The sequence below is a fragment of the Neorhizobium sp. LMR1-1-1.1 genome, from assembly GCF_040675795.1.
In the GTDB taxonomy this organism is placed as follows: Bacteria; Pseudomonadota; Alphaproteobacteria; order Rhizobiales; family Rhizobiaceae; genus Neorhizobium; species Neorhizobium cellulosilyticum.
This window is the reverse complement of the sequence record NZ_JBEGHE010000110.1, coordinates 1-255: the sequence shown is the minus strand read 5'-3', so window position 1 is coordinate 255 and position 255 is coordinate 1. Positions and strand designations below refer to the sequence as shown.

The 255-nt window shown below is 54.1% G+C and carries 1 protein-coding gene; it reads left to right on the top strand.

The window, feature by feature from the left end; translation table 11 throughout:
• Window positions 1-47: 47 nt before the first annotated feature.
• Window positions 48-255 (top strand): response regulator transcription factor (locus MRBLMR1_RS30915; protein ID WP_500067258.1); only part of this gene is annotated, 208 nt, incomplete at its 3' end.

The following is a 255-nucleotide window of genomic DNA, read 5'->3' as shown; positions in this document are numbered from 1 at the left end:
GGGACTACTCTAACTATGTTCCTCAATATCCACGATCCGATAGTGTCATGACCGAGAAAATCCGCCTTGTGCTTGTCGACGATCACCCGATGTTTCGCGCGGGGGTCTACAAAAGTTTGGGAGATCTAGGCTTCGAAATCGTCGGAGAAGGGGGCTCGGCGAGCGATGCCGTGTCATTAGCCGCGACGCTCTGTCCTGAGGCTGTTCTGCTCGATATATCGATGCCGGGAAATGGGCTCTCCGCAGTCCAAACTA